This is a genomic window from Microbacterium sp. TWP3-1-2b2 (assembly GCF_049896145.1).
GTDB lineage: Bacteria > Actinomycetota > Actinomycetes > Actinomycetales > Microbacteriaceae > Microbacterium.
In genome coordinates this window covers 2013939-2033463 of the sequence record NZ_JAFCTS010000001.1, presented here as the reverse complement: position 1 = coordinate 2033463, position 19525 = coordinate 2013939, and the positions used below count along the sequence as shown (strand labels likewise).

Annotated in this window: 24 protein-coding genes; 12 read left to right on the top strand and 12 right to left on the bottom strand. The window is 66.2% G+C overall.

Annotation, left to right across the window (positions count from 1 at the left end):
• The first annotated feature begins 9 nt into the window (after positions 1-9).
• The 8 genes from ACP7AR_RS10065 to ACP7AR_RS10030 all read left to right on the top strand — a co-directional run bounded on the left by ACP7AR_RS10065 (position 10) and on the right by ACP7AR_RS10030 (position 7925).
• A complete protein-coding gene (locus tag ACP7AR_RS10065; protein WP_426185287.1) occupies positions 10-1104 on the top strand; it encodes an ABC transporter permease in 1095 nt (364 codons plus the stop codon).
• A 49-nt stretch (positions 1105-1153) separates the two neighbouring features.
• Positions 1154-2143, top strand: coding sequence for a substrate-binding domain-containing protein (locus tag ACP7AR_RS10060; RefSeq protein ID WP_426185285.1), 990 nt, complete (start codon positions 1154-1156; stop codon positions 2141-2143).
• 120 nt (positions 2144-2263) lie between these two features.
• On the top strand, positions 2264-4012 hold the full coding sequence (locus tag ACP7AR_RS10055; RefSeq protein WP_426185283.1) for a dihydroxyacetone kinase family protein: 1749 nt from the start codon (positions 2264-2266) through the stop codon (positions 4010-4012).
• Between the two features lie 2 nt (positions 4013-4014).
• Positions 4015-4488, top strand: a complete 474-nt coding sequence (locus ACP7AR_RS10050; RefSeq protein WP_426185281.1) for a ribose-5-phosphate isomerase — start codon at positions 4015-4017, stop codon at positions 4486-4488.
• Positions 4481-5278, top strand: a complete 798-nt coding sequence (locus ACP7AR_RS10045) for a triose-phosphate isomerase family protein (protein ID WP_426185279.1) — start codon at positions 4481-4483, stop codon at positions 5276-5278. The genes ACP7AR_RS10050 and ACP7AR_RS10045 overlap by 8 nt, the downstream gene beginning before the upstream one ends.
• A gap of 17 nt (positions 5279-5295) precedes the next feature.
• Positions 5296-6111 carry a DeoR/GlpR family DNA-binding transcription regulator gene (locus ACP7AR_RS10040; protein ID WP_426185277.1) on the top strand — a complete coding sequence of 272 codons (816 nt, stop codon included), beginning with the start codon at positions 5296-5298 and terminating at the stop codon, positions 6109-6111.
• Between the two features lie 57 nt (positions 6112-6168).
• Entirely contained in the window at positions 6169-7791 is a 1623-nt protein-coding gene (locus tag ACP7AR_RS10035; protein ID WP_426185275.1) for a sodium-dependent transporter, read from the top strand.
• Positions 7788-7925 (top strand): methionine/alanine import family NSS transporter small subunit, encoded by a 138-nt coding sequence (locus ACP7AR_RS10030; protein WP_426185273.1) that lies wholly within the window; start codon positions 7788-7790, stop codon positions 7923-7925. The genes ACP7AR_RS10035 and ACP7AR_RS10030 overlap by 4 nt, the downstream gene beginning before the upstream one ends.
• 35 nt (positions 7926-7960) lie before the next feature.
• Here the strand turns inward: ACP7AR_RS10030 and ACP7AR_RS10025 are convergent, their stop codons facing one another.
• The 3 genes from ACP7AR_RS10025 to ACP7AR_RS10015 are packed head-to-tail and all read right to left on the bottom strand — an operon-like array spanning position 7961 to position 10100.
• Positions 7961-8953 carry a cation diffusion facilitator family transporter gene (locus tag ACP7AR_RS10025; RefSeq protein WP_426185271.1) on the bottom strand — a complete coding sequence of 331 codons (993 nt, stop codon included), beginning with the start codon at positions 8951-8953 and terminating at the stop codon, positions 7961-7963.
• The gene (locus ACP7AR_RS10020; protein ID WP_426185269.1) at positions 8950-9420 is read right to left on the bottom strand and encodes a hypothetical protein; all 471 of its coding nucleotides are present in this window, start codon (positions 9418-9420) and stop codon (positions 8950-8952) included. Before ACP7AR_RS10020 ends, ACP7AR_RS10025 begins: the two co-directional genes overlap by 4 nt.
• Positions 9421-9422: 2 nt before the next feature.
• Positions 9423-10100 (bottom strand): DUF6766 family protein, encoded by a 678-nt coding sequence (locus tag ACP7AR_RS10015; protein WP_426187706.1) that lies wholly within the window; start codon positions 10098-10100, stop codon positions 9423-9425.
• A gap of 277 nt (positions 10101-10377) precedes the next feature.
• Here ACP7AR_RS10015 and ACP7AR_RS10010 point away from each other — a divergent pair, with 277 nt between their 5' ends.
• Both ACP7AR_RS10010 and ACP7AR_RS10005 read left to right on the top strand, forming a co-directional pair.
• Positions 10378-10944, top strand: a complete 567-nt coding sequence (locus ACP7AR_RS10010; RefSeq protein WP_426185267.1) for an NADPH-dependent FMN reductase — start codon at positions 10378-10380, stop codon at positions 10942-10944.
• Positions 10945-10996: 52 nt separating this feature from the next.
• Positions 10997-12274, top strand: a complete 1278-nt coding sequence (locus tag ACP7AR_RS10005) for an FAD-binding protein (protein WP_426185265.1) — start codon at positions 10997-10999, stop codon at positions 12272-12274.
• Here ACP7AR_RS10005 and ACP7AR_RS10000 read toward each other — a convergent pair.
• The 6 genes from ACP7AR_RS10000 to ACP7AR_RS09975 form a co-directional block, all read right to left on the bottom strand.
• Entirely contained in the window at positions 12252-12524 is a 273-nt protein-coding gene (locus ACP7AR_RS10000; RefSeq protein ID WP_426185263.1) for a DUF7218 family protein, read from the bottom strand. The two genes, ACP7AR_RS10005 and ACP7AR_RS10000, sit on opposite strands and share 23 nt — an antisense overlap.
• Positions 12525-12564: 40 nt before the next feature.
• On the bottom strand, positions 12565-13083 hold the full coding sequence (locus ACP7AR_RS09995) for a CinA family protein (RefSeq protein ID WP_426185261.1): 519 nt from the start codon (positions 13081-13083) through the stop codon (positions 12565-12567).
• A gap of 8 nt (positions 13084-13091) precedes the next feature.
• The gene (locus tag ACP7AR_RS09990) at positions 13092-13484 is read right to left on the bottom strand and encodes a CBS domain-containing protein (protein WP_426185259.1); all 393 of its coding nucleotides are present in this window, start codon (positions 13482-13484) and stop codon (positions 13092-13094) included.
• A gap of 52 nt (positions 13485-13536) precedes the next feature.
• A complete protein-coding gene (locus ACP7AR_RS09985; RefSeq protein ID WP_426185257.1) occupies positions 13537-14034 on the bottom strand; it encodes a hypothetical protein in 498 nt (165 codons plus the stop codon).
• 107 nt (positions 14035-14141) lie between these two features.
• Complete coding sequence (locus tag ACP7AR_RS09980; protein ID WP_426185256.1) at positions 14142-15515, bottom strand: serine hydrolase domain-containing protein; 1374 nt, start codon at positions 15513-15515, stop codon at positions 14142-14144.
• Positions 15516-15524: 9 nt separating this feature from the next.
• Positions 15525-15773, bottom strand: a complete 249-nt coding sequence (locus tag ACP7AR_RS09975) for a hypothetical protein (RefSeq protein ID WP_426185254.1) — start codon at positions 15771-15773, stop codon at positions 15525-15527.
• Between the two features lie 175 nt (positions 15774-15948).
• On the opposite strand from ACP7AR_RS09975, the gene ACP7AR_RS09970 reads away from it, so the two are divergent.
• Positions 15949-16860: a MarR family transcriptional regulator gene (locus ACP7AR_RS09970; protein WP_426185252.1), complete on the top strand. Its 912-nt coding sequence runs from the start codon at positions 15949-15951 to the stop codon at positions 16858-16860.
• Positions 16861-16892: 32 nt separating this feature from the next.
• Here the strand turns inward: ACP7AR_RS09970 and ACP7AR_RS09965 are convergent, their stop codons facing one another.
• Positions 16893-17207 carry a hypothetical protein gene (locus tag ACP7AR_RS09965; protein WP_426185250.1) on the bottom strand — a complete coding sequence of 105 codons (315 nt, stop codon included), beginning with the start codon at positions 17205-17207 and terminating at the stop codon, positions 16893-16895.
• Between the two features lie 82 nt (positions 17208-17289).
• On the opposite strand from ACP7AR_RS09965, the gene ACP7AR_RS09960 reads away from it, so the two are divergent.
• The gene (locus ACP7AR_RS09960; RefSeq protein ID WP_426187704.1) at positions 17290-17640 is read left to right on the top strand and encodes an ATP-dependent DNA ligase; all 351 of its coding nucleotides are present in this window, start codon (positions 17290-17292) and stop codon (positions 17638-17640) included.
• Here ACP7AR_RS09960 and surE read toward each other — a convergent pair.
• Together surE and ACP7AR_RS09950 are read right to left on the bottom strand one after the other, a co-directional pair.
• Positions 17562-18383, bottom strand: coding sequence for a 5'/3'-nucleotidase SurE (surE, locus tag ACP7AR_RS09955; RefSeq protein ID WP_426185248.1), 822 nt, complete (start codon positions 18381-18383; stop codon positions 17562-17564). The two genes, ACP7AR_RS09960 and surE, sit on opposite strands and share 79 nt — an antisense overlap.
• Positions 18380-19378, bottom strand: coding sequence for a PfkB family carbohydrate kinase (locus tag ACP7AR_RS09950; protein WP_426185246.1), 999 nt, complete (start codon positions 19376-19378; stop codon positions 18380-18382). Before ACP7AR_RS09950 ends, surE begins: the two co-directional genes overlap by 4 nt.
• Positions 19379-19525 lie beyond the last annotated feature (147 nt).

Genomic DNA, 19525 nt, shown 5'->3' with positions numbered 1-19525 from the left:
GGACCGACAATGACGACGACAACGACCGCCATCCTCGAGAACAAGAAGAAGTTCTCGCTCGCACGAGTGCTCATCGAAGGCAGGGCGTTCCTCGCCCTGATCCTGATCATCGTGGTGTTCTCCCTGATGTCCCCGAACTATCTCACGTTCGACAACATCCTCATCATGTCCTCGCACGTCGCGATCTACGCCATCCTCGGACTCGGGATGCTGCTGGTCGTGCTCAACGGCGGCATCGACCTCTCGGTCGGCTCGACGCTGGGGTTCTCCGCGGTGATCGCCGGGTTCCTGATGCAAGGTGTGCCGATCAACATCTTCGGCGTGATCCTCTACCCGAGCATCCCCGTCGTCGTGGTGATCTCCTGTGCTGTCGGCGCAGCTGTCGGCCTGGTCAACGGAATCCTGGTGTCCAAGTTCAAGGTCGCCCCGTTCGTGGCGACGCTCGGCATGCTCTACGTGGTGCGCGGCCTCGCGCTGCTCATGACCAACGGCCTGACGATCAACGATCTTTCGGGTGACGAGGCGCTGGGCAACACCGGCTTCAACTGGCTCGGCTTCAACCGCGTCCTGAACATCCCGATCGGCGTCATCATCATGATCCTGATCGCGATCGTGCTCGGCTTCATCCTCGGACGCACGCGCTTCGGACGCTGGCTGTACGCATCCGGCGGCAACGAGCGTGCGGCTGAACTCTCCGGTGTGCCGGTGCGTGGCGTGAAGATCTGGGTCTACGTGATCTCGGGCATCTGCGCTGCGATCGCCGGCCTCATCCTCGCCTCGACGCTCACCAGCGCCAGCCCCACGGCCGGCAACACCTACGAGCTCACGGCGATCGCCGCGGTCGTGATCGGCGGTGCATCCCTGATGGGCGGACGCGGCAACGTGCGCGGCACGCTGCTGGGCGCCTTCGTCATCGGCTTCCTGTCAGACGGGCTCGTCATCGTCGGCGTCTCCGCCTACTGGCAGATGGTCTTCATCGGCGCCGTGATCGTCGTCGCTGTGCTGCTGAACAGCCTGCAGTACGGGCGCCGGCGCCGCCCCGCGACCGCGACACCGCCCGTAAAGGCGTCGCAGTCCACTCCGGAACCCGCCGGAAAGAACTGACCCGCACTCACAGAACCTGCAACACCCACCAAGAGAAAGGACGCATCAAATGATGCGCAAGAAGGCAATCGCCTCGATCATCGCCACAGGCGCGCTGATCATCTCGCTCGCTGGATGCGCCGGAGGCAGCACGGACGCTCCTCCGACGGATGCCGAAGGCGGAGAAGCCGGCGGCCTCATCACGATCATCGTGAACGACCCGGCCAACCCCTACTGGAAGACAGAGGGCGACGTCGCAGCCGCGACGGCGGAGGAGCTCGGCTACGAGTCCAGCGTCGGCGCGCACAAGGGCGACACGAACACCGAGAACACCCTCATCGACACGGCGATCTCGAACAAGTCCGTCGCGATCATCCTCGACCCCGCGAACGCCGACGGTTCGATCGCCGCGGTCAAGAAGGCCGAGGCAGCGGGCATCCCCGTGTTCCTCGTGAACGCCGAGATCAACGAGGCCGGCATCGCGAAGGCGCAGCTGGTGTCGAACAACGCTCAGGGAGCCGCGATCGGTGCCCAGGAGTGGGTGACGCAGATGGGCGAGGCCGGTGAGTACGTCGAGCTGTTCGGCGCTCCGTCCGACAACAACGCGCAGACCCGCTCCAACGGTTTCCAGACCGTGATCAGCCAGTACCCCGAGCTCGTCGAGGTCGGCGAAGAGGTCGCGGACTGGGACCGCACCAAGGGCCACGACAAGATGCAGTCGCTGCTGCAGTCGAACCCGTCCCTGACCGGCGTCATGTCGGGCAACGACGAGATGGCGCTTGGCGCGGTCGCAGCGCTCAAGGAAGCCGGCAAGCTCGAGGGCGTCGTCGTCGGTGGTTTCGACGGTGCACCGGATGCTGTCTCCGCCGTCATCGCGGGAGAGATGGCGTACACCGTCCTCCAGCCCGTCGCAGTCTTCTCGAAGAAGGCCGTCGAGCTCGCCGACGAGTACATCCGCACCGGCACCGCACCGGAGACCGAGAAGCAGTCGTTCGACTGCATCCTCATCACGAAGGACAACGCCGACAAGATGACGGAGCCCTTCACCTACTCCGAGTAGGCACCACCGCGCTCCCATGCGGTGAGAGCGGTGGCGGATGCCGAGCAGCATCCGCCACCGCCCACACACTTCGTCCCGATCTCAAGGGGCAATGATCTCAAGGCGCTCACGAGAGGCAACATGAGTTACGTTCTGAACGACCCCGCCGATTTCGCGGACGAATCCGTGGTCGGCTTCGTCGCCGCCCACGGCGCGCTCGTGAGGCGAGTCGCCGGCGGTGTCGCCCGTGCGCGGGCCACCGCACCAGGACAGGTGGCGGTCGTCATCGGCGGCGGATCAGGACACTACCCCGCCTTCGCAGGGCTGGTCGGTGCCGGCCTCGCGCACGGCGCAGCGATGGGCAACGTCTTCGCGTCGCCGAGCGCGCAGCAGATCTACTCGGTCGCCAAGGCCGTCGCCACCGAGGCCGGCGTGCTCCTCAGCTACGGCAACTATGCCGGCGACGTGCTCAACTTCGATCAGGCCGAGCAGCGGCTGCGCGACGAAGGCATCCCGTGCCGCACCGTTCGGGTGACGGACGACATCTACAGTGCGTCCCCTGCAGAGAGATCGAAGCGTCGCGGCATCGCCGGAGACCTTGCGGTTTTCCGCGCAGCCTCATGGGCCGCCGAGCAGGGGATGGCGCTCGAAGAGGTCGCCGCAATCGCCGCCCGCGCCAACGAGCGCACCCGATCGATCGGTGTGGCGTTCTCCGGGTGCACGCTCCCAGGCGCGTCCGAGCCGCTCTTCACCGTTGCGCCCGGCCACATGGCGGTCGGGATGGGCATACACGGCGAACCGGGCATCTCGGTCGTACCGCTGCCATCGGCACGCGAGATCGCGGCACTCCTCGTCGAAGGACTGCTCGCTGAGTTGCCCGACGGCGTCGCGGCCGACGGCGCGAGGGCGGCGGTCATCCTGAACGGTCTCGGTGCGGTCAAGTCCGAAGAGCTGTTCGTGATCTACGCGACGGTGACCGAGATCCTGGCCGATGCGGGGGTCACGGTCGTCGAGCCAGAGGTCGGCGAGTACGCGACGAGCTTCGAGATGGCGGGCGTCTCGCTGACCCTGTTCTGGCTGGACGAAGAGCTCGCACAGGCATGGGCCTCGCCCGCTTACACTCCGGCGTATCGCAAGGGCGCTGTCGAATCGTCCGGCGTGGACGCCGCAGCCGAGATCGTCCAGGAAGCCGGCCTCGACGACGAGGTCATCCCCGCGGCCTCGCAGGATTCCGTCGAGGTCGGCGCCGTCGCCCTCGCGATCGTGGACGCCATCCGGGACATGATCGATCGTGACGTCGATGAACTCGGCCGACTCGATGCGATCGCCGGCGACGGCGATCATGGCATCGGCATGCAGCGCGGTGCACGTGCCGGCGCTGCGGCCGCACGGAAGGCCGTCGCAGCCGCTGCAGGCGCGGGCACAGTGCTCAGCCGTGCGGGAGACGCCTGGGCTGACAAGGCAGGCGGCACCTCGGGTGCGCTCTGGGGTGCGGCGCTTCGTGCGGCGGGAGAACGCCTCGGCGACGAGATCCGACCCACCGCGCAGGACGTCGCATCCGCCGTCGAGGCCGCGCGGGCCGCGATCCAGAGCTACGGTAAGGCCGCGGTCGGAGACAAGACCATGGTCGACGCGCTCGTGCCCTTCGCGGAGGGACTTGCGACGCGCGTCGCAGCAGGCGCGGCGCTGGCGCCGGCGTGGGTGGCAGCGGCCGCTGACGCCACGAGCGCGGCAGAAGCGACAGCCGCACTTCTTCCCCGTCTCGGGCGTGCGCGACCGCACATGGAGAAGAGCCTCGGCACTCCGGACCCCGGAGCGATCTCGCTCGCACGGGCGATGACCGTTGCGGGCCAGGTGCTCGCAGATGACAGCAGCACAGAGAAGGACTGAACATGACACGTGAATGGCGAATCGTCATCGGATCCGACGACGCGGGCTTCGAGTACAAGGAAGCGCTCAAGAAGGACCTGGAGAACGACCCGCGGGTCGCTGAGGTCATCGACGTCGGTGTCGACTCGAGCGGCGGGACGGCGTATCCGGTCGTTGCGATCGCGGCGGCCGAGAAGGTGCGCGACGGCGAAGCCGACCGCGCGCTCCTCGTGTGCGGCACGGGGCTCGGTGTCGCGATCGCGGCGAACAAGGTCCCTGGAATCCGCGCTGTCACCGCACACGACAGCTACAGCGTCGAGCGCAGCGTGCTCAGCAACAACGCGCAGGTGCTCACGTTCGGTCAGCGTGTGGTGGGACTCGAACTGGCACGCCGACTTGCTCGTGAGTGGCTCGGCTACGAGTTCGACGAGTCGTCCGCCTCGGCGCAGAAGGTCGCCGTGATCAACGACTACGAGGCCACGGGAACCTGTGGCTGACGACGGCGAACCGTCTCGTACCGCACGCGGGCAGTCCGATCGTCCGATTCTGCTCGGAGCCAGTCTCAAGCTCTATCTCGACGTCGATGCGAGCGTCGCGTGGGCCACGTCTCTCGCAGAGATCGCACGCGCGCATCCCGCTGTCCTCGCGGGGGATGTGCGGCTGTTCATCCTGCCGTCGCTTCCGGCGCTGGATCGCGTGATCGCCGCCGTCGCCGACTCGCCGATCGCCGTCGGCGCGCAGGACCTGTTCTGGGACGAGCGGGGTGCGTACACCGGCGCGGTCAGCGGTGCCGACCTCGCCCGACTCGGATGCCGGTACGTCGAGGTCGGGCACGCGGAGCGGCGGCATGTCTTCGGCGAGGATGACGCGATCATCCGGCGAAAGCTCGCCGCCGCCGTGCGCAACGGCCTCACACCCGTGCTGTGCGTCGGCGAAGAGACGCGGCAGGACGCCGCACTCGCGGCGGAGACCTGCATCGCGCAGATCGAGTCGGCGATCACGGATGCCGGAGACTTCGATGACCTCGTCGTCGCCTACGAGCCGGAGTGGGCGATAGGGCAGAGCGAGCCCGCCTCCCCCGAGCACGTGACGGCGGTCGTCGCGCGGCTGCGTTCTCATCTCGCACTGCGCGATCTCGCAGACGCGGCAGTGATCTACGGTGGAAGCGCGAAACCCGGACTGCTGAGTACGCTCTCCTCAGGTGTCGACGGATTGTTCCTCGGCCGATTCGCCCACGATCCGCAGGCGTTCGCGAGCATCATCGACGAAGCCGCACGGACTCGCTGACAAAGAGGAGACCCGTGATGACCAGCAGTTCCCAGGGAGCGCCCTCGCGCACCGACCGGCAGCAGTCGCGTCAGCTCGCGATCAGCGAGGCCGTGATGGCCGCAGGGTCCATGCGCATCGAGCAGATCGCCGAGCGGTTCGACATCAGCGTCATGACGGTCCACCGCGATCTCGACGAGCTGGAGGATCGAGGGCTGCTGCGCAAGAGCAGGGGAGTGGCCACCGCCAGTTCCACGGCGCTGGTCGAATCCAGTGACGTGTACCGTGTGGGTCGTCAACAGGCTGAGAAGGAGGCGATGGCGCTCGCCGCGATGGAATTCGTCGAGCCTGGTCAGGCGATCATCCTCGACGATTCGACATCGACGATGCATCTGCTTCCGCACCTGCACACGAAGACGCCGCTGACCGTCATCACCAACACGCTGACGATCATGAACGACCTGCGCGGCATGCGCGGCATCGAGATGATCGGCCTCGGGGGCGAGTTCTACAACTGGTGCAGCGCCTTCATGGGCCGCATCACCGTGCGAGAGATCGCCGAACTGCGTGCCGACCTCTTCGTGATGTCCACGTCGGCGATCGTCGACGACATCTGCTTCCACCAGACGTTGGAGACCGTGGATGTGAAGCGGGCGATGTTCGAATCCGCGAGCAAGCGGGTGCTGCTGGCCGATCGGACGAAGTTCGACAAGCGTGCACTGCACGCGATGCTGCCGCTGGCCGACTTCGATGTCGTCGTCGTCGACGCCGCGACGGACCGGCGACACATCGAGCGGCTGCAGGATTCGGGCGTCAACGTGCACATCGCGCGTCGCCCTGCCGTCGCTCGCTGAGCTGACGGGACGCGCGCTTCCCGGCGGAGATACGCGGTCTGAGGTAACGTCTGGGACATGGCCAAGGCATCGACGCAGACCCGCAAACGTGAGGCATTCGGCTCACGGAACGTGTTCATCCTCTCGGCGATCGGCTCAGCCGTGGGCCTCGGGAACATCTGGCGTTTCCCGTACGTCGCGTATGAGGGCGGCGGTGGCGCGTTCCTCATCCCGTACCTGTGCGCGCTTCTGACCGCCGGTATCCCGCTGCTGTTCTTCGACTACGCGATCGGACATCGATTCCGCGGCTCCGCTCCGCTGGCGTTCCGGCGCATCCATCGTGCGGCAGAGCCGCTCGGCTGGTGGCAGGTGCTGATCTGCGTCGTCATCGCCGTGTACTACGCGGTCATCATCGCGTGGGCGGCCATGTACACATGGTTCTCCGCACAGCTGACCTGGGGAGCAGGGAACGAGAACGACTTCTTCTTCGTCGACTTCCTGCAGTCAGCGGACGTCGCGGAAGGGGGGATCTCCACGGATTTCGTCCCTCAGGTCGGCATTCCGCTGGTCATCGTCTGGCTCGTCGTGATCGTGATCATGGCGCTCGGAGTCAAGCGGGGGATCGGTGCGGCGAACATGGTCCTCATGCCGCTGCTCACGGTCATGTTCGCAGTCCTCGTCGTGCAGTCGCTCTTCCTGCCGGGGGCCATGGAGGGCCTCAACGCCTTCTTCACCCCGAACTGGGAAGCACTGGCTGACCCGGGCGTGTGGGCGTCGGCATACGGGCACATCTTCTTCTCGCTCTCGGTCGCCTTCGGCATCATGGTGACGTATTCGTCCTACCTCAAGCGCAAGACCGATCTGACCGGCTCAGGCCTGGTCGTGGCGTTCGCCAACTCTGGGTTCGAGATCCTCGCCGGCATCGGCGTCTTCGCCGCGCTCGGGTTCATGGCGCAGGCCCAGGGGACAGACGTGTCAGGTGTCGCGTCGTCGGGAATCGGGCTGGCGTTCGTCGCCTTCCCGACGATCGTCTCCCAGGCGACGGGTGGGTCGATCATCGGCGTCCTCTTCTTCGGAGCACTGGTGTTCGCCGGCGTCACCTCGCTCATCTCCATCCTCGAGGTGATCGTCGCCGCGCTTCAGGACAAGCTCAACTGGGGACGCGTCCGTACGACGCTGACGGTGTCGATCCCGCTCGCGGTGATCTCGATGGCGCTCTTCTCCACGACGACGGCGCTGACGGTGCTCGACACCGCCGATGCCTTCGTCAATGCCTTCGGCATCATGGCGGTCGCGCTCGTCGCGGTCATCGTGGTCGCATGGGTGTTCCACAAACTGCCGGTGCTGAGGGAGCACCTGAACCGGCGTTCCAGCTTCCGCGTCGGTCGGATCTGGATGCTGCTGGTCGGCGTGCTCGCCCCCGTCGTGCTCGGCTACCTGCTCATCACTGAACTGATCACGAAGATCTCGGAGCCGTACGGCGGGTATCCCACGTGGTTCCTGAGCATCTTCGGATGGGGGATGGTGATCGCGCTGGTCGTGATCGGCATTCTTCTCTCGCTCATGCCGTGGAGTGGACGTTCGCAGGCCAAGGACGATCCCGACTACGACGATTTCCTTGCCGATGAGCATTACGATCCGGATCCGGAGACCGGAACGATCCGCACCGCAACGTCGCACGAGAAGGGACAGAGCGCATGACCACGACAGCCATCATCATGATGATCATCGCCATGGTCACTGTCTGGGGAGGTCTGATCGCCGCGATCGTGAATCTCGCCCGTCATCCCGAGGTCGCAGAGTCGGAGCCGGAGACGCTGCGCGTCGAACTCTGACGCGGTCTCCAGACCGGTCGGCGCACTGAGCGCGCTCAGCTGCGTCGCGCGTGCGCGGCACCTCTGTCCGCCTCGTCGGGGAGCGTGCTGCATACGATGACGACGACGTCCTGCACCTTCCAGTCCATCTCGGCGATGCTCTCGGAGACCTGGTCGATCCGGGTGACAGGCACCCGACGCGTGCGTGGGATGACGAACGCTTCGACGTGGAACACCTGACCCTGATCGCGCATTCGAACGGCCGCGTCCGTGATCCACGGCTGTGCGCGGAGGTGCTCGACGATGTCGTTCGCGAGGGGGTGCGGATGCTTGTCATCGTAGGTGCGGGTGCGCTGATCCATGAGGTCGATGACAGCGCCCTTGGTGTTGCGCACGCCATCCCAGATGATGCCGAGCGAGATGAACAGGGCGGCGACGCCGTCGAGCCACCAGAAGCCCAGTCCGACGCCGAGCACGCCGACGATGGACGCGGCGTTGGTGTGCCAGTCGGCTCTGGCCATGTCGGCGTCGGCGTAGAGGAGTTTGTTGTGCAGCACGGGGGCGAGTCTGGCCTTCGCGGGTCCGTAGATCAGAGGACCGACCACGATGACAGCCATGACGATGATCATCAGCCAGCCGAGCCAGATGGTCTGTCCGAAGAGATCGACAGTTCCGATCGTTGGGTGCTCTCCCGCGATCAGCCCGGAGGTGGCTTCGAAGGCGAGGTTCAGGCCGACGGCGAGAAGGGCCACTCCGGCGACCAGATGCCCGACGCCCATCGCACGGTGCATACCGTAGGGATGCCGCAGAGTCGGCCGGCGTCGCACGACGATCAGCGCCGTGAGGAATGCGATCTGCGGGATGAGAGACAGCATGTCCTCGATCCACGCGGTTCGCATCGCCTGCGAGTTGCCGACGACGAACGCGATCAGCGCGATCGTGAAGACGGTGTACGCGATCGTGGCGTACTCCCACCGCACCGCTTTCTTCAGTGCCTGCTGCTGTTCGGCGGGCAGATCGGTGCGACCGAACTGATGAGAAGCGTTCACGGACCGACCTCCGTGTCGAGGAACCCCTCCAGCTCGGTGAGAAACGCGTTCTCCCCGAGAGGCACGAACATCACGATGGCGCGATCCCGCGCACCCTCGATGCCGCTGTACCCGCGTGTGACGCCGACTCGGTCGACCCACGGCGTCTGGTCGGTGAGTCCGCCGACCACGAGATCCAAGTCGCCTTCCTCCAGCATCACGACCAGCGTCTCCTCGCTGCCTGTCGACCACTCGACCTCCGCCTCGATCGACTGCGCGAAGGCGTTCACGAGATCGATGAGTGGCCCGGTCGGTGCGTCTCCGGAGACGTCGGCGAGACCTTCGTCAGAGGAGACGCCCACCCGCAGCTCGCCGCCGGAGACCGCCTGCAATGTGCCCTCGGGATCGGCGGGTACCGAGATGCCGCACCCCGCAAGGACCGCCGTCATGGCGAATGCCAGCAGAACACCCTGCAGTCGTCTCAGCATGTTCACTCCGACTCCGCACTGCTGACGTGGTGCGGCATGCCGACGGGTTTGGATTCGCTCGAGCCGCGCTGGCGGAGATAGATCGAGAATGCGACCATCGCACCCACGGCGAGGAACTCCGACTGCCAGTTCTGCAGCGTGCGGTTCCAGAAATCGGCAGACGCGATGTAGTCGCCCCATGTCTCGGGAGGCACCCCATGCTGCGCGTTCTCCTGATTGGCGACGGTGTGTCCGGCGATCGACTGCGCCAACCAGGAGAACAGGAACACGGTGCCCATCGTCATCAGCAGGGAGTTCGAGTAGATCCACAGTCGTATGCCACGGACCTTGGCCCAACCGGGTGAGTCCCCCCTGGCGTGCCTGCCGACGAGCTGCTCCTCATCTGTTCCCGTGCCCTCGTCGCCCAGCTTCTTCGACTCGGGTGAGCCGCGCTGGATGAGCCAGATGGTAGCCAGGATGAAGAGGAAGAACTGGAGGAACTCCGACTGCCAGTTCTCCGCGACATCCACGAGGAATGCGGATGACGTGACGAAGTCAGTGAAGGTCACGGGCGGCTGGCCGTGCTGGCTGAGTTCCTCGTTGTTGTAGATGTACCCCGCGATCGACTGACCCACAAGCGCCACCACGAAGATGACCAGGAACGCGAGGCTGAGGCTGCTGCTGCGCAGGAAGCGGCGCACATCGATCACCGTCCTGCCAGCGGCAGGATGATCATGAACGCGAGTCCGACCACGATGATCATCGCCCACGACCAGAATGCTGTGCGCATGGCGTCGTGTGATTCTCTGTTGCCCGACATACCCGCTCCTCTCCATGCTTCACCCGATCCTGGCTGACGAAGTCGCGCAGGGGAGCACCCTTGACAACGAGGTCGCGGTCACGCAACCGTCCGAGGGGGGTACCGCGCAGCGCAGTCGAAGAGCACACTGGTCTCGTCGCTCAATGGTGAGGAGAACCATGTCGTACAGAGTCGGTTACTTCGTCGGAAGCCTGTCGTCGACCTCGATCAATCGTGTGCTGTCCAAGGCACTGATCCGCGTCGCGCCCGATGAATTCGAGTTCACGGAGATCCCGATCGGCGGTCTTCCGCTGTACAGCCCCGATCATGACGCCGACTATCCGGCGGAGGCACGCGCCCTGAAGGAGGCGATCAGCGCGAGCGACGCGATCCTCTTCGTGACACCCGAGTACAACCGGTCGATTCCCGGAGCACTCAAGAATGCGATCGACTGGGCGTCGAGGCCCTGGGGCCAGAACTCCTTCGATCACATGCCGACCGCGGTGATCGGCGCCTCCATCGGCGTGATCGGCACTGCGGTCGCGCAGCAGAGCCTGCGCGCAGTGCTGGCGTTCTGCAACGCCCGTCAGATGACGGCACCCGAGGCGTACATCCACTTCACCGAGGAGGTCTTCCAAGACGACGGCACTGTCACGAAGCCGGACACCGAAGAGTTCCTGCGCGCATATATGACGGAGTTCCGTGAGCACGTCCAGCGTGTGCTGACTGTGCTGCCACGGCAGTGACGCGCAGCGTCATCCGATCACGGACCACCGATCGCCACGGCATGATGGTCGAATGACACTCAGCAATTGGGCGGGCAACGTCGCCTTCACTCCGACGGATGTGCTTCACGCCCGAGACATCGCCGAAGCGCAGCGACTGGTCGCGGACGCACCTCGGATCAGAGCACTCGGCACCGGTCATTCGTTCAACGACATCGCCGATGCGCCGCAGCTCATCTCGCTGCGCGATATCGCGTCACCGTTCGAACTGGATGAGGCCGCGCGGACGGTCACCGTGCGTGGTGCGGCACCGTACGGTGCCGTCGCGGCGTTCCTGCATGAGCACGGCTGGGCGCTGCACAACCTCGGTTCTCTGCCGCACATCTCCGTCGCCGGCGCCACCGCGACAGGTACGCACGGCTCCGGCGACGGCAACGGTGTGCTCTCGACCGCGGTGAGGGGGATCGAGCGCATCGGCGCAGACGGCGAACTGACGTGGGTGGGTGCCGGCGACCCGGACTTCGACGGCAGCGTCGTCGCTCTGGGTGCGCTCGGGGTCATCACTCGGATAAGGCTGGCGATCGAGCCCACGTACGACGTGACGCAGCAGGTGTACACCGGACTGAGCTGGGACACCTTCCTGGATCAGTTCGACGCGATCATGGCGTCGGCGTACAGCGTCAGCGTGCTCGGCAAGTGGGCGACGCCGACGCTCTCTACGCTCTGGCTCAAGCATCGCGCTCGTGCGGACGGAGCCGGTTCAGCGGATGCCGGATCCCGACTCTTCGGTGGCGACCGGGTGACCGCCGACGTGCACGCCATCATCACCGGCGACGCGCCCGATGACAACATGACGCCGTTGGGCACGCGCGGCGCGTGGTCGACCAGGCTCGCGCACTTCCGCTTCGACCGCGACCCCAGCGCCGGAGGCGACGAGATCCAGTCCGAGTTCTTCGTGCCGCGGGCGGCCGCGGTCGACGCGCTGCGCGCCATCCGACCGCTCGGCGAGCGGATCGACCCTCTGCTGCACGTGAGCGAGTTCAGAACCTTCGCCGGGGATGATCTGTGGCTCAGCGGCGGGGAGGGCGGCGGGCGACTCGCCATCCACTTCACCTGGCGGCAGCGTCCGGACGAGGTCGCCGCCATCCTCCCCGAGATCGAGGCCGCGCTGAGGCCGTTCACCCCCCGCGCGCACTGGGGGAAGGTGTACTCGGCAGGGTTCGATCAGGCCGCGGGCTTCGACCGGCTGGGCGAGTTCATCGCGCTTGCTGCGCGGGTCGACCCCACCGGGAAGTTCCGCAACGATCACCTCGACCGCGTTCTGAGGCTCAGTGATTCCGAAGCGCCGTGATCAGCTCGGACTTCCGCTTGTTCGAGTAGCCGGTGAGCCCGAGTTCCTTGGCTCGGCCACGCAGCTTTTCGACCGTCCAGTCCTCGTAGTCCCCGGCCTCGCCTCCGCGACGACCGACCTCTGACCGTCCCTGCTTCGTCCCGCCAGTGGCGTTCGAGATACGCGCCGCCTTCTCTTTGGAGGCACCGTCGTCGCGCAGCTCTTCATAGAGCTCGGGATCCTTCAGTCGTGAGTTCGCACCGCGTGGCATGATTGCTCTCCTTCGGTTGAGATGTGGGTCGGCTCCGTGTTCAGACGAGGTTGCGAGTCGGAGCGTCAGCGCCCTCTGGTAGATGGTCGAAGCGCTCGGCGCGTTCACGCAACAGGCGGCTGGCGGCGTCGACCGTCGCCGTCAGCACCTCCTCGGGGTCGCCGTCGAGCTGGAGGTGTTCGTGCCCGTGTTGGTGCTGGTTCGCCCAGCCGAGGTAGACGGTTCCCGGCGGGTGCCCGTCTTCAGGGTCCGGCCCTCCGACGCCGGTCGTGGAGACGCAGATGTCGGCGGCGAACAACTCGAGACCGCCGACGGCGAGCTGCTCCGCGCATTCAGCGGAGCACGGGTCGACCCCCGGCGCGACTTTGAGCAGATGCTGCTTGACGTCGGTCATGTACGCGACCATGGCGCCGGCGAACCAGTTGCTGGCTCCTTCGCCGGCGCCGATCTCGTGGGCGAGGCCTCCGGAGGTGAGGGACTCGACCACCGCGATGCGAAGATCCCGTTTGCGTGCCACCCGACTGAGCCGGTCGACGTCGGTGGATTGCGTTTCGCTCACTCAGGTGCCTAGCGAGAGATGCTCTCGACCGTCACGCCGGTGGCCTCGGGAGCCAGCGAGCGTGCGACATCTGCCTGACTGATGATTCCCACGAGCAGGTGATCGTCGATGACAGGCAGTCGGCGGATCTGGTGCTCCTGCATCTTCTCGAGCGCGATGCGGATGTCATCCGACGCCTGGACCGTAACCGGCTTCCCTTGCGCGAGCGCTCTCGAGGGCGTGGTCTCGGTATCGAGGCCTTCGGCGACGGCTCTGACGACGATGTCCCGGTCGGTGAGCATGCCCTTCAGCTTCCTGTCCTCACCGCAGATCGGCAGGGCTCCCACGTCCAGTTCGGACATCAGGGCTGCCGCGATGCTGAGTGAGTCGTTCTCGCCGATGCACCGCGGTGCCGGGGTCATGATATCCCGCGTCAGGGTCATTCTCTCGTTCCTCTCGTCGTCTGCATCTCGGTCAGCCGTCCTTCACCTCGAGCCCGGCATCCGACTCGTCTCCGTTGTCGTCGGTATAGGCGGGCCTCGCGGGCTGCGGCGGCTGATCGTCGAACTCGCCGCCTTCACGTCCGCCGAAGGGTCGTCCGTGATCGGCGAACTCCTCCCTGCTGAACACGAGGGTCCAGGGGCCTGCGGTGAAGCGGGCGCCCGTGCGCAGGATCTCCGAACGGTCGCCGCCATCGGTCTCGGCCGACAGAGGGTTCGCGTTCATCTCGCCCTCGCCGTGCAGGGTGAGCACGTACTCGTCCCGCTCGTCATGCGTGATCGTCGCGTGGACGGGATCCGTGTCGGCAAGACGCAGCTCATTGCCCTCTGCCTGACCGATGCGCACGGTGTCTGTGTTGATGTGATGCACAGAACGGTCGTCCTCGCGCGAGACGAGCAGACGCGGATCGCCCGCTCCCCATTCGGCGTGGGTCGTGGTCGGCTCGTACCCTGGCGCGGTCTGGTCGGTCATATCCGGTCCCTTCAAGCTCACTGGAACGGCAACGTTACGTGCTCGGGTGATCGACGAGGAGGGCCTTGACCGGAGAGGTCCTCGTGGCTAGCGGTCGTCGCGACGGGTCATGGTCGACGGGGATGAAGACGCGCGTTGGTGTGGAGGTAACGTGCGCGCCCGTCGCGGAGATCGAAGATCGCAGCCGTTTGCGGCTCCTCCAAGGCCGTGGCCGGCGGGATCAGGAAGTGCGTTTCGTCGATCGGGATGAGGTCGCGCGTGATGTGTCGTGGCAGACCCATGATGTCGGCCTGCAGGGGATCGACGTCCACACTGAGACGGAGCCTGTCACCGTCGGCAGTGACCTCGAACCGCGCGCCCGGCCGCTCGTAGACGCCGAGGTACCTGGCATGGTCGAGCACCAGCGTCGGGTTCGCGTCGGGCAGTGGCGGTATGGTGACGGTGCCGATTTCCGCGAGAACGACATTGAAGATCCTTCTGTAGAGGCTTTCTCGGTCGTCGCCGTTGGTCAGCAGCACGAGCGCGAGGTCGTCGCCGGGGAGCATGCGTAGACGGGCGTTCTGCCCGATGGTGCTGCCGTCGTGTCCGTAGACGGGTATCCCGCGCCAGTCGGACGCAACGAGCCCGAGAGCCCATTCCTGGCCGAGGAGGTACGGATCAGGAATGGTCACCCGTGAGGCCATCATCACCTGCACCTGCTGCGCAGAGAGGATGCGGTGGCCATTCGCTGCGACGCCGCCGTGCAGGTAGACGTGGGCGAGAGCGAGGATGCCGCGAACAGAGGAGGAGATGCCGCCGCTCGGCCCGAACGCGCGCGGAAGGAAGTCGATCGGGGTGGGGATCGGCCCCTCTTCGAGGGAGCGGACCAGATGGCCTCTCGCGGCGCGGCCGAGATCGACGTCCTCCCTCCGGGTGGTCGTGTCGACGAGGCCCATCGGATCGAAGAGTCGGTCGGCCATGATCTTGTCCCACGGCTTGTCATCGATGACTTCCACGATGCGGGCGAGGATCGCGTAACCGAGTGCTGCGCTGTAGCCGTGCGTGCTCCCGAGGGGGCTGACCTGGGGTGCGTCGACGATGGCCTCGACCATGCGCTCGTACACAGCATCCGTCTCGCCCTGGTCACCGTAAGCCTCCTCGATTCCACTGGTGTGATTCAGGAGGTTCCGCGGAGTGACTCTCGCGGAGACCTCTGGATCGGCCACGCGAAAGCGGGGCAGGTAAGTGCGCACCGGCGAGTCGAGTGCGACCTTGCCCTCGTCGACGAGCTGCATGAACGCCAGCGCCGTCCACGACTTGGTCAGCGAACCGCACTGGAACACCGTGGCGGGTGTCACAGGCTCAGCGGTCGCGATATCCGTGACGCCGTACGCGAGCTCGGTCACTTCACCGCGATGAAGGATGCCCACCACCGCTCCCGGTGTCTCGTATTCGGAGAGGATCTCGGCGATCCGAGGACGCAGGTTCGTGAGGGTGGCCACTTCTTGGCCTTACTCGGCGAGGCCGACGGCGTTGGCCGCGTCGACTTCGAAGTACTCGGTCACCGCCGCGGACCCGGCGTGCCCTTCCAGCACGTCACGCACGGCTTCGATGGAGTCGTGTCGAATCACATTCACCGCCCGCGTTCCACCCGCATCCGCCAGTGCGAGAACCCACGCCGCCTGCTTCGGCAGACGCCCGTACGCCTTCTTCAGGCCGCCCCAGAATCGGTCATCGTCGGTCACCGTCGAGATCGCCAAGACATGCATGATGTGTCCTTCTTGTCGTGTGTTTCAGATTTTCGAAACGCTACGTTGCGTTCACGGAAGCGTCAACATAAGCTGCTGTGAACAGTGGAATCGTTGCGAGCTGATGCGCGTGAACGCAATCCCTCGCGTTGCAAGGTGAACGGAGAGCATGGTGTCGGGCGGTCGGTTGGATCTCGCAGAGAGGCAGACGATCGCCGCTGGGCTGGCCGAGGGACTCGCCTATGCGGAGATCGCGCGGCGGATCGGGCGTCCCACCTCGACCGTGAGTCGCGAGGTCGCTCGCAACGGACACCGTGACTACACCGCCGGCCAGGCACAGCAGGCCACACGTCGCCGCACCCGATCGCGAACCACCGGGATTCGCACGAACGCCATCGCGGATCCCGCGCGTGCATTCGTGGAGGAACTCACCTCGGCTCTCGCCTCGACAGGCATGCCCCGGATGGCCTCACGGGTGTTCGCCGGTCTCATCACCGCAGAATCCGACACAGCCACGGCTGCCGGGCTCGTGAGCGAGCTCGGCGTGAGCCCGGCTTCGGTATCCAAAGCGATCGGGTATCTCGAAGGGATGGAGTTGGTCGAACGCCGTAGCGAACCAGGCGATCGTAGAGAGTACTACCGCGTGGGTGATGACGTCTGGACGCGGGCGATGCGCACTGATTCGAGTGGACACGCCGACGTCGCGGATGCTGCCCACCGGGGTCTCGCCCTCCTCGGCGCGAAGAGCGCTGCGGGGATCAGGCTGGCCCGGATGGGCCAGTTCTTCGGCGCGCTCACTGACCATCTGCGCGGCAGCGATCTCGCTGACCCCACCATCAGCGATGCGAAGACCGTCATCGCTGCCCTCGGCCAGACCCGGCAGGTCATGACTGCACGGCGGCTGGCACGCGCCCTCGGTTGGCCGGCGACCCGCGTCGACGACGCGCTCGGGGTACTGCGGCGGCGACCGGCCATCGCCGACCCGTTCGCGGTGCAGGAGACCGACGCCGGCTATCGGATCCACGCGCGACCGGACCGCCTGTCAGCGCAGCAGAGTGCTGCGCTGGTCGAATCATCAGCACAGGCCGACGGCAGGTGATGAGGATGGCGACAGCGTCCGCTCGGCGGCACCTACATCTCAGATGGTCGTGTGTCTTCCGCGACGAGGTTGATGCCTCCGCTCGTGTTGGCGGAGTTCGCCATCGCGGTGATCCACTCGGCGCTCAGCGCCGGCGGCTCAGGTTCGTCGAACACGAAGCGCAGCGGGATCGACGGGTGCAGCCAGATCGTGGACCGGCCCGGACGCTGTCCTTCCGGATGTCGCCACGAGAGTGTGAAGCTCTCATTGCGTCTCAGCTTCGTGGCGATGACGACTTTGAGATGCGCGAGCGCGCGATCTTCCACGGAGATCGGTTCAGCGGCGCCGCCGTAAAAGATCATTCCCATCGCATTAGGCTACTCAGACGGGAATGCTCCGGGGGCGCGCACGCGCGGACGATACGGGAATGTCATGAAAGCGGGCACACAAATGGGCAAGTTCATCTACGAGGGTGGCGTCAAGGTCGAGATCGAGGACCGCGCGCTGCTGCACATCCAGCTCGTCGTCAGCGCGAAGCTTCGACGCGGCGAGCCATTCGCCTTCAGCTGGCGCGAAGACGCCAGCGTCGGCGGCGGACGCACCACGGTATGGGTGCATCCCGGCAGCTCGATCGTCTACAAGTACTACGGCGGGAGGCAGCCTTCCGTCAACCGTGCCTGGGTCGACGCGCTCGCCTTCAACGCGAACTCTCCCGCCGGCCTCTATCTCGTCCCTGAGCCGGCCGACAACGGCGAGGCCCCTGGCGCCGCAGAGATGTCGACGGTCCCGGCGGTCAGCTGATCCGTGACGTCGATGCGTCGCTCTGTGACCGAATCGACGCCTGTGATCGTGACCCAGCCCTGGGCCAGGCACGCGGCATCGCTGTCGGCCGTCGGCACGTTCGGCAGCTCTTCGACAGCGAGTCGCACGTAGCTCTCGTCGCTCTCAGCGACCGTCGTCTGCACGATCCCGAACGGAGCCAGCGTGCACTGGCGGATGCCGAGGGGATCCGGTCGATTCGGCGCGTTCACGTTCAGAGCGGTTCCGCGCGCCTCCGATGTCAGCAGAGGGAGCAGTTCGACGGCAGCTCTGGCGGCGACGTCCCAGTGGAACGCGCTCGGGTTCATGCCGACGTCGAGTGACACGGCCATCGCCCACGCTCCGTTAAGTGCGCCGGTGAGGGCGGCACCGACCGTGCCCGAGTGCAGGATCGCACGACCGACGTTGGCGCCGTGATTCACACCGGAGAGCACCACGTCCGGCGCCGGGCCGAACGCTCCCCGTGCGGCGATCATCGCGATCAATCCCGGACCGCCGTGCACGGCGAAAGTCGGCACGTCAGGCAGGGTGTCCAGCGTGGGCCGATCCACGGCGATGCGCCCATCGGATTCGCTCGCCATGATCGACGCGCTCGAACCGCTCGACTGCGCTGCGGGTGCGGCGATGGTGACATCGAGTCCTGCCCTGGCCGCGGCATCCGCCAGCGCCACGAGACCTGGAGCGTCGATGCCGTCGTCATTGGTTATGAGCGCGCGATGCGTCATGACTCCTCCGTTTCGGCCAGTGCGGCAAGCCCGTCCGGGCTGACCCGTCCCTGCGGCATTCCGGCATCCGCGTCGGACAGCGCTATCTCCCGTACCTGGACGCTCTCGCGCAGTCCCGCGATCGCGTCAGGGTCGCCGGTGCCGAGCCCGTGCCGGGTGACGTTGAGGGCACCCGCGGCGGCGCCCAGGCTGAGGGCATCACGCAGAGTCTCACTGCGAGTGAGCGCCGCCACCACTCCTGCGGTCAGCGAGTCGCCGGCACCGCGGGCCTCGTTCTCCTCGAAGCGGGGGAGCGACACCTCGATCAGACCGTGCTCGTCGAGCAGCAGCAGCGGCTCGGACGAGCGCGTCACGATCACGGCTCCGGCGCCCTGTTCGCGGAGACGGCGCATCGCCCTGGCGAGGTCGGGCACGGACGCATCACTGACGAGGCCATCCGAGCGCAACTCCTCGTGACTGACCTTGAGCACGTCGATGCCGCCTTCGACGACCGCGCGCATACGGTCGCCCGCAAGGTCGGCGATGACCGGGCGCTCCTCGTTGCGCAGGTCGAGCGTGAGCCGGCGATAGAGGTCGGCCGGCACCGTCGAATCTCCTGCGGGCCCGCTGAGCAGAACCGCTTTGGATTCTGCGCCGGTGTGAAGCACCGCTCCGTAGAGATCATCTCGTGCATGACGGTCGATCGGATCCCCCTCTTCTTCGGCGATCACGATGCGCTTGCCCTGGCGGCGGTCATGCACGTAGGCAGAGCCGCGTCCCTCCCGTTCGACGGCGACGACGGTGATCCCCTCGTCTTCCAGCAGGTGCTGCAGCATTCGGCCGATCTCGCCGCTCAACACACAGCACATCGTCACCGGGACATCGAGGCGGCGCAGCATCCGCGCCTGCCACACGCCCTGCCCGCCCGCGTGCACATGGATCTCGGAGCCCTGGGGGTGATCCTCGACGGTCACGGTCAGCGTCGGAGACGGGGCGAGGATGGTCACGTCGCTCACGGTCGTTCCCTTCTTCGTCAGTTCTCGCATCCTCTCAACGCAGCCGGCACGACGCGTCCCCGTTGACATGGGCGCGTGATCGCACTAGCCCGCAACCCTGTCAACCCCCTTGGCACGGTGGCAGAACTGAAGGAGGCTCGAGTCACA

Bases quoted from the DNA above. Each gene is read 5' to 3' on its own strand.
- ACP7AR_RS10030 (WP_426185273.1), top strand. From the start codon at position 7,788: ATGACCACGACAGCCATCATCATGATGATCATCGCCATGGTCACTGTC.
- ACP7AR_RS10010 (WP_426185267.1), top strand. From the start codon at position 10,378: ATGTCGTACAGAGTCGGTTACTTCGTCGGAAGCCTGTCGTCGACCTCG.
- ACP7AR_RS09960 (WP_426187704.1), top strand. From the start codon at position 17,290: ATGGGCAAGTTCATCTACGAGGGTGGCGTCAAGGTCGAGATCGAGGAC.
- ACP7AR_RS10020 (WP_426185269.1), bottom strand. From the start codon at position 9,420: ATGCTGAGACGACTGCAGGGTGTTCTGCTGGCATTCGCCATGACGGCG.
- ACP7AR_RS10005 (WP_426185265.1), top strand. From the start codon at position 10,997: ATGACACTCAGCAATTGGGCGGGCAACGTCGCCTTCACTCCGACGGAT.
- ACP7AR_RS10055 (WP_426185283.1), top strand. From the start codon at position 2,264: ATGAGTTACGTTCTGAACGACCCCGCCGATTTCGCGGACGAATCCGTG.
- surE (WP_426185248.1), bottom strand. From the start codon at position 18,383: ATGACGCATCGCGCGCTCATAACCAATGACGACGGCATCGACGCTCCA.
- ACP7AR_RS10050 (WP_426185281.1), top strand. From the start codon at position 4,015: ATGACACGTGAATGGCGAATCGTCATCGGATCCGACGACGCGGGCTTC.
- ACP7AR_RS09985 (WP_426185257.1), bottom strand. From the start codon at position 14,034: ATGACCGACCAGACCGCGCCAGGGTACGAGCCGACCACGACCCACGCC.
- ACP7AR_RS10000 (WP_426185263.1), bottom strand. From the start codon at position 12,524: ATGCCACGCGGTGCGAACTCACGACTGAAGGATCCCGAGCTCTATGAA.
- ACP7AR_RS09965 (WP_426185250.1), bottom strand. From the start codon at position 17,207: ATGGGAATGATCTTTTACGGCGGCGCCGCTGAACCGATCTCCGTGGAA.
- ACP7AR_RS10065 (WP_426185287.1), top strand. From the start codon at position 10: ATGACGACGACAACGACCGCCATCCTCGAGAACAAGAAGAAGTTCTCG.
- ACP7AR_RS10060 (WP_426185285.1), top strand. From the start codon at position 1,154: ATGATGCGCAAGAAGGCAATCGCCTCGATCATCGCCACAGGCGCGCTG.
- ACP7AR_RS10035 (WP_426185275.1), top strand. From the start codon at position 6,169: ATGGCCAAGGCATCGACGCAGACCCGCAAACGTGAGGCATTCGGCTCA.
- ACP7AR_RS09990 (WP_426185259.1), bottom strand. From the start codon at position 13,484: ATGACCCCGGCACCGCGGTGCATCGGCGAGAACGACTCACTCAGCATC.
- ACP7AR_RS10040 (WP_426185277.1), top strand. From the start codon at position 5,296: ATGACCAGCAGTTCCCAGGGAGCGCCCTCGCGCACCGACCGGCAGCAG.